The sequence below is a fragment of the Actinosynnema sp. NPDC059797 genome (genome assembly GCF_042732085.1).
GTDB lineage: Bacteria > Actinomycetota > Actinomycetes > Mycobacteriales > Pseudonocardiaceae > Actinosynnema.
This window is the reverse complement of record NZ_JBHWIE010000232.1, coordinates 4,960-11,415: the sequence shown is the minus strand read 5'-3', so window position 1 is coordinate 11,415 and position 6,456 is coordinate 4,960. Positions and strand designations below refer to the sequence as shown.

The following is a 6,456-nucleotide window of genomic DNA, read 5'->3' as shown; positions in this document are numbered from 1 at the left end:
CCCTATATCCTCCCGTCCGTTTGCGGTCTGCGATTCTCACCCCGGCCCGCGTGGCGGCCCCGCCCGCGGGGTTGAGCGGTCGGGCCCTCCACGCGTGGGGTCGGGACGCGGGCGTCAGGGCGCCGGCTTGGTGTCCGACAGGTCCAGGCTGCTGCGCAGCATGATCGGCTTGAGCAGCAGGGCGGCGATCACGCCGACCACGGCGATGGCCGCCGAGATCAGGAAGATGTGGCCGGTGGCGTCGCCGTAGGCGGCGCGGACGATGTGCTGCACGGCCTCGGGCAGGGCGTTCAGGTTCAGGGTGCTGCTGCCCCCGTCGCCGCCGCCCGCCGGGATGCCGGCCGCGGTCAGGTCGCGGGTGATCGCCGACTCGACCCGCCGGGCCAGGACCGCGCCCAGGACCGAGACGCCGATCGTGCCGCCGAGCGAGCGGAAGAACGCCACGGTGGAGCTGGCCGCGCCGATGTCCTTGAGCGGCACGGTGTTCTGCACCGCGAGCACCAGGTTCTGCATGGTCATGCCGACCCCGGCGCCGACCAGCAGCATCGCGCCGCCGACCAGGAACAGCGACGTGTCGTGGTCGATCTGGCCGAGCAGCAGGAACCCGACGACCAGCACGGCCGCGCCCACCACGATGTAGGGCTTGACCTTGCCGGACTTGGTGATCAGCCGGCCGCTCACGATCGACGTGCCGAGCACGCCCACCATCATCGGGATGGTCAGCAGGCCCGCTTCGGTGGGGCTGTAGCCGCGGCCGATCTGGAAGTACTGGCCGAGGAACACCGCACCGCCGAACATCGCCATGCCGACCGCGAGGCTGGCCAGGATCGCCAGCGCCGTGGTGCGCCGCTTGACGATCTCCAGCGGAACCACGGGCTCGGCGGCGCGCGCCTCGACGGCGACGGCGAGCCCCAGCAGCACCACCGAGGCGCCGACCATGGCGAAGGTCTGCCACGACACCCAGGCGAACGACGAGTCGACGAACGAGATCCAGACCAGCAGCACGCTCACGCCGATCGCGATCAGCGACGCGCCCAGGTAGTCGATCTTGACGTTCTCGCGCCGGGTCGTCGGCATCCGCAGCGTGGCCTGGAGCACCAGCAGCGCGGTCACCGCGACCGGCACGCCGATGAAGAAGCACCAGCGCCAGCCCAGCCACGAGGTGTCCACGATCAGGCCGCCCAGCAGCGGGCCGCCGACGGTGGCCACGGCCATCACGCCGCCGAGGTAGCCGTTGTAGCGGCCGCGCTCGCGGGGCGGGATCATCGCCGCGATCACCACCTGCACCAGCGCCTGGAGACCGCCGACGCCGATGCCCTGGAAGGCGCGGGCGGCGATCAGCTGTCCGGCGCTCTGCGCGAAGCCGGACACGACGGAGCCGGCCACGAAGACCACGATGGCGATCTGGACGAGCGACTTCTTGTTGAACAGGTCCGCGAGCTTGCCCCAGATGGGCGTGCTGGCGGTGGCGGTCAGCAGGGTGGCGGTGACCACCCAGGTGTACTGGGTCTGCGACCCGTTGAGCGCGCCGATGATCTGCGGCAGCGCCGTGGACACCACGGTGCCGCTGAGCATGGCGACGAACAGCACCAGCAGCAGGCCGCTGAGGGCCTCCAGCACTTGGCGGTGGTTCATCGTGCCGGTTGTCGGCGCGGGGGCGGTGACGCCCATCGCGCGGGGTGCGCTCATCGCGCGGCCTCCCAGGTGGAGCCCAGGGCTCCTTCGACGTCGGTGGTCAGGCGCCCGATCGCGGTGGTCAGGGCGGTGACCTCTTCAGGGGTCCAGTCGGCAAGGGCACGGCCCACCAGCGCGCCGTACCGGTCGCGGGCCTCCGCCAGCGCGGTGCGGCCCCGCCCGGTCACGACCAGCACGCTGGCTCGGCCGTCGTCGGGGTCGGCCCGGCGCTCGACCAGCCCGTGCGAGACCAGCGCGGCCACCGCGCGGCTGACCGTGGACGGGTCGAGCCCGGCCAGCACGGCCAACTGCTTCGCGTGGCAGCCGGTGGGCTTCCCGCCCTCGCGCTCGATGAGCCCGAGGATGCCGACGAGACCGGCGGGCACGGAGGAGTGGTGCTGTTGCTTGACCATGCGCACGACCCTCAGCAGGTCCCGCATCCGGTCTTCCAGCTCTCGCGCGACGACGTCCATGTCGCCCCCTCTCCCGCATTGCTTGCCACATACAAGTATCCACAAACTTGCGCGTTGTGCAAGTTTGCCCAGTGGGAACCTTCGTTAGACTGGGTGGGGATGGACACACTCCGCGAGCGCAAGAAGGCGGCCACGCGCATGGCCCTGCACCAGGCGGCGCTGCGCCTGGCGCTGGAGCACGGCCCCGAGCGGGTGACGGTGGAGGCGATCGCGGACGCGGCCTCGGTCTCGCGGCGCACCTTCTCCAACTACTTCGCCGGCAAGGAGGAGGCGATCTTCTACGGCGACCTGCTCCGCCTGCGCCGCCTGCTCGACCTGGTCCGCGCGCAACCCGGCGGACCACCGCGCGCGGCCCTGGTCCGGGCCGCCACCGAACTGGCCGGCGAGAGCTTCGACCCGGAGTGGCTCACCCGGCGGCGGCAGGTGTCCCGGCACCCCAGCCTGGTGGCGCACCAGGTCGCGGCCTACGCGGCGGTCGAGCGCGACCTCGCCGCCGAGGTCTCCCGTCGGCAGGACGTCGACGACCCGCTGCGCGCCCGCGTGCTCGCGGCCACGTTCCTGGCCGCCCTGCGGGCCGCCACCCAGCACTGGCTCGACCACCCCGAGCGGCCGCCGGCCGAGGTGGTCGCCGAAGCGATGAACCCGGCCGGGGAATAAGCAGCTGCACGGTCCGCACGCTTGCCCGTACGGTGGGTCACCGCCGCGGTGGCGGCACCGCCGCGACGCCGAGCAACGGCCCGGCCACCTCCGGGTCGGGAACGGACCAGGCCATGACCACCGCTCCCCGCCGCCCGAGCACCAACCGCCTCTCGCTGGGCCTCCCGCCGGAGCTGACCGCGCGCGAGTCCGGCCCCTTCGACCCGCCCGAGCTGATCACCAGGTTGGCCGGGCAGGGCCCCGTGCACCGCCTGACCCTGACCGACGGCGAGCCGATGTGGCTGGTCACCGGCCACGACGAGGCCCGCGCCGCCCTCTCCGACCCGCGGCTGGGCTCGGACCGGTTCCGCAGCGAGCGCGTGGTCGCCAAGCTGCCGGAGCAGTTCCGGGAGCGCGCGACCGACCGGCGGCGGCGGGCGGGCAACTTCGTCACCCTGGACCCGCCCGCGCACACCCGCTACCGCAAGCTCCTGACCGGCCAGTTCACCGTCCGGCGGATGCGGCAGCTGGTGCCGCGCATCGAGGGCATCGTCACCGAGCACATCGACGCGATGCTCGCCGCGGGCACGACCGCCGACCTGGTGCCCGCGTTCGCCCTGCCCGTGCCCTCACTGGTGATCTGCGAGCTGCTGGGCGTCGACTACGCCGACCGCCACGAGTTCCAGGAGCGCAGCTCGACGCTCCTGCGGCTGGACACCCCGCTCGACGAGGTGGCGCGGATCGCCGACGAGCTGCGGGCGTTCATGCTCGACCTGATCCGGCGCAAGCGGGCCGAACCGGCCGACGACCTGCTGTCCGGGCTCGTCGAAGCCGATCCGACGCTGACCGACGACGAGCTGATCGGCATCGCGAACCTGCTGCTGGTGGCGGGCCACGAGACCACCGCCAACATGCTGGCCCTCGGCACCTTCGCGCTGCTGGAGCACCCCGACCAACTCGCCCGGCTGCGAGCGGACCCGGCACTGGTCGACGGCGCGGTCGAGGAGCTGCTGCGCCACCTGTCGATCATCCACCTGGGCGTGCTGCGCCTCACCCTGGAGGAGGTGGAGGTCGCGGGCGAGGTGATCCCGGCCGACTCGGACGTGCTGATCTCGGTGATCGCGCCCAACCGCGACCCGCGCCGCTTCGACCGGCCGGACGAGCTGGACGTGACCCGCCCGCGCGGGCCGCACCTGGCGTTCGGGCACGGCGTGCACCAGTGCCTCGGCCAGCAGTTGGCGCGCGTGGAGATGGCGGTGGGGTTCACCGAGCTGCTGCGCCGGCTGCCGGACCTGAGGCTCGCCGTGCCCGCCGACCAGGTGCCGCTGCGCAGCGACATGCTCATCTACGGCGTGCACTCGCTGCCGGTGGCCTGGGGCTGACCGGCCGGTGCGTCACGGACAGGGCGGGCGGTAGTCGACGTCCGCGAGGTGTCGGGCCCACTCGGCCTCGGTGATGGCGGGGTGGGCCACCGAGCAGTACTCCCGGACGACATCCTCGGGGTCGACCGACCACAACCGGGCGGTGTGGTCCACCCCGCCGGACGCCAGCACCCGCCCGTCCGCGCTGAAGTCGAGCGAGTAGACGCTGTCGGTGTGCCCCGTGAGCACGGCGAACCGACGTGGGTGGCGCGCGTCGACGCCGTCCCACAGGTGCACCGCCTGGTCGGCGCCGGCGGAGGCGAACAGGCGCCCGTCCGGGCTGAAGGCGACGGCCAGGACGGCTCCCCGGTAGGTCTCGGAGTGGAGCGCGGCGGGGTGGCGGGGATCGGTGACGTCCCACAGGCGCGCGGTCCGGTCCAGTCCCGCCGTGGCCAGGGTCCTCCCGTCAGGGCTGTAGGCCAGCGCGGTGACGAGCCCGGTGTGACCGGTGAGCGTGGTCAGCGGGGTCGGCGGACCGTCGGCCCAGCTCCACAGCTCGACGGTGTCCCCGGTCGCGCCGGTGACCGCGATGACGTCACCGCCGGGGCTGAACGCGACGGTTCCGCTCCCCCGCGGACCGGATGACCGGAACGAGGCCGACAGCACGGGCTCCGCGCGGTCACCCAGGTTCCAGAGCTGGACCGTGCCGTGCTCCCCGACGACCGCGAGCGCCGTTCCATCGGGGTTGAAGGACGCGGACATCACGGCTCCTCCCGGCCCGTCGAGCTTCGACGGCCCGGCGGTGGCGCGGAGGTCCCAGAGGTGGGTCGAGCCGCCGAGGTCGGTCGCGGCCGCGGTCCGCCCGTCGGGGCTGACCGCCACCGAGGTGACGGCGTCGTCGACGTCGCCGAGCGCCTCGGGGACGAGGAAGCGGTCCGCGTTCGAGACGTCCCACAGGCGCACGGTCGCACCGCTGCCGCCGGTGACGAGACGGCCGTCCGGGGTGAAGCGCACCGCCCGGACGCGGTCCGGGTGCACGGCCGGGGTCGAGTCGCCGGGGAACTGGAGGCGCACGCTGCCGTCGGCGCTCGCGGTGACCAGGGCGCCGTCGGGCGCGAAGGCCGACGACGTGACCGTCCCGGTGTGCCCGGTGAACAGCTGGAGCTGCCGCGGCGCGCGCGGGTCGGTGACGTCCCACAGGCGGGCGGTCTTGTCGTCGCCGGTCGTCACCAGGCGGTCGCCGCCCCGGTCGAAGGCCGACCACGTCACCGCGGAGGTGTGCCCGGTCAGGGTGGCCAGCTCCTCGGGCCGGCCTGGGTTCGCGACGTCCCACAGGCGGGCGGTGCCGTCGTCGCCCGTGGTCACGAGGACCCGGCGGGTCGGGTGGAAGGCGGTGCCCCACACCCCGCCGCCCCGGTGGGCGACGGCGCCGGCCTCCAGCGGTCGCGCCGGGTCGGTGGTGTCCCACAGCCGGACGGTCCGGTCACCGCCGATCGTCGCCGCCAGGGTGCCCTCGGCGCCGAACGCCACCGACGTCACCGACCCCGCGCCGTGGGCGAGCACGCCGCTCTGCCGGGGGTCCCGGGGGTCGGTGACCCGCCACAGCCGCGCGGTGCCGTCCCTGCCCGCCGTCGCCAGGATGTCGCCGCGCGGGTCGAAGCCCAGCCCGCCGACCTGGGCCGGGTGGCCGGTGATGACACCCAGCTCACGCGGTTCCGAGGGCTCACCCACGTCCCACAGCCGGACGGTCCCGCCCTCACCGGCCGTGGCGAGGACGGCCTCGGTGGGGTGGAAGGCCGGCGCGGACGCCGCGGTGATGGCGCCCACCTCGCGTGGCCGTCGGACGTCGGAGGTGTCCCACAACCTCACCACCCGGTCACCCCCGGCCTCGGCGAGGAGGGTGCCGTCGCCGTTGACGGTCAGTGACGTGACCGGCGCGTCGTGCGCGGCCAGCCGGATGGCGTGAGGCGTGCTCGACAGGCTCAGCAGGGCGCTCCGGGTGTCGGCGCCGGGCGCCAGGCGGTGCGCGGCGAGGCCGAGTTGCGCGGCCAGCGCCGGGTCGGTGGCGCGCAACCGGGTGGCGTCGCCGATGACCTTCTGGGCGATCGCGGTGTTCCGCTGCCGGGTGGCCGCCTCCCGGGCGTCGAGGGCCTGGACGGAGGCGGTGGTGGCGACCAGCAGCAGGGCGGCGAGCGCGGCGCAGAGGCGGCGCAGGCGGCGGGTGCGGCGGCGGACCTGAGCCCGCTCGACCGCCGCCCCGGCGACGCTATCCGCGAGGAACCCCGAATACACCGCGGAGAGGTGGGTTGCGC

Annotated in this window: 5 protein-coding genes; 2 read left to right on the top strand and 3 right to left on the bottom strand. The window is 74.1% G+C overall.

Features of this window, described 5'->3' with window-relative positions; genetic code table 11:
- Nucleotides 1–114: 114 nt before the first annotated feature.
- Nucleotides 115–1,689, bottom strand: coding sequence for an MDR family MFS transporter (locus ACFV4N_RS32105; RefSeq protein WP_499676390.1), 1,575 nt, complete (start codon nucleotides 1,687–1,689; stop codon nucleotides 115–117).
- Nucleotides 1,686–2,147, bottom strand: coding sequence for a MarR family winged helix-turn-helix transcriptional regulator (locus tag ACFV4N_RS32100; protein ID WP_499676389.1), 462 nt, complete (start codon nucleotides 2,145–2,147; stop codon nucleotides 1,686–1,688). Before ACFV4N_RS32100 ends, ACFV4N_RS32105 begins: the two co-directional genes overlap by 4 nt.
- A 99-nt stretch (nucleotides 2,148–2,246) precedes the next feature.
- Between ACFV4N_RS32100 and ACFV4N_RS32095 the strand changes: the two genes are divergently transcribed.
- The gene (locus ACFV4N_RS32095) at nucleotides 2,247–2,804 is read left to right on the top strand and encodes a TetR family transcriptional regulator (protein ID WP_499676388.1); all 558 of its coding nucleotides are present in this window, start codon (nucleotides 2,247–2,249) and stop codon (nucleotides 2,802–2,804) included.
- A gap of 113 nt (nucleotides 2,805–2,917) precedes the next feature.
- The gene (locus ACFV4N_RS32090; RefSeq protein WP_499676387.1) at nucleotides 2,918–4,165 is read left to right on the top strand and encodes a cytochrome P450; all 1,248 of its coding nucleotides are present in this window, start codon (nucleotides 2,918–2,920) and stop codon (nucleotides 4,163–4,165) included.
- 12 nt (nucleotides 4,166–4,177) lie between these two features.
- Here ACFV4N_RS32090 and ACFV4N_RS32085 read toward each other — a convergent pair.
- A partial coding sequence (locus ACFV4N_RS32085) for a WD40 repeat domain-containing protein (protein WP_499676386.1) occupies nucleotides 4,178–6,456 on the bottom strand: 2,279 nt, incomplete at its 5' end.

Coding starts and splice junctions, on each gene's coding strand:
- ACFV4N_RS32100 (WP_499676389.1), bottom strand. CDS start 2,147: ATGGACGTCGTCGCGCGAGAGCTGGAAGACCGGATGCGGGACCTGCTG.
- ACFV4N_RS32105 (WP_499676390.1), bottom strand. CDS start 1,689: ATGAGCGCACCCCGCGCGATGGGCGTCACCGCCCCCGCGCCGACAACC.
- ACFV4N_RS32090 (WP_499676387.1), top strand. CDS start 2,918: ATGACCACCGCTCCCCGCCGCCCGAGCACCAACCGCCTCTCGCTGGGC.
- ACFV4N_RS32095 (WP_499676388.1), top strand. CDS start 2,247: ATGGACACACTCCGCGAGCGCAAGAAGGCGGCCACGCGCATGGCCCTG.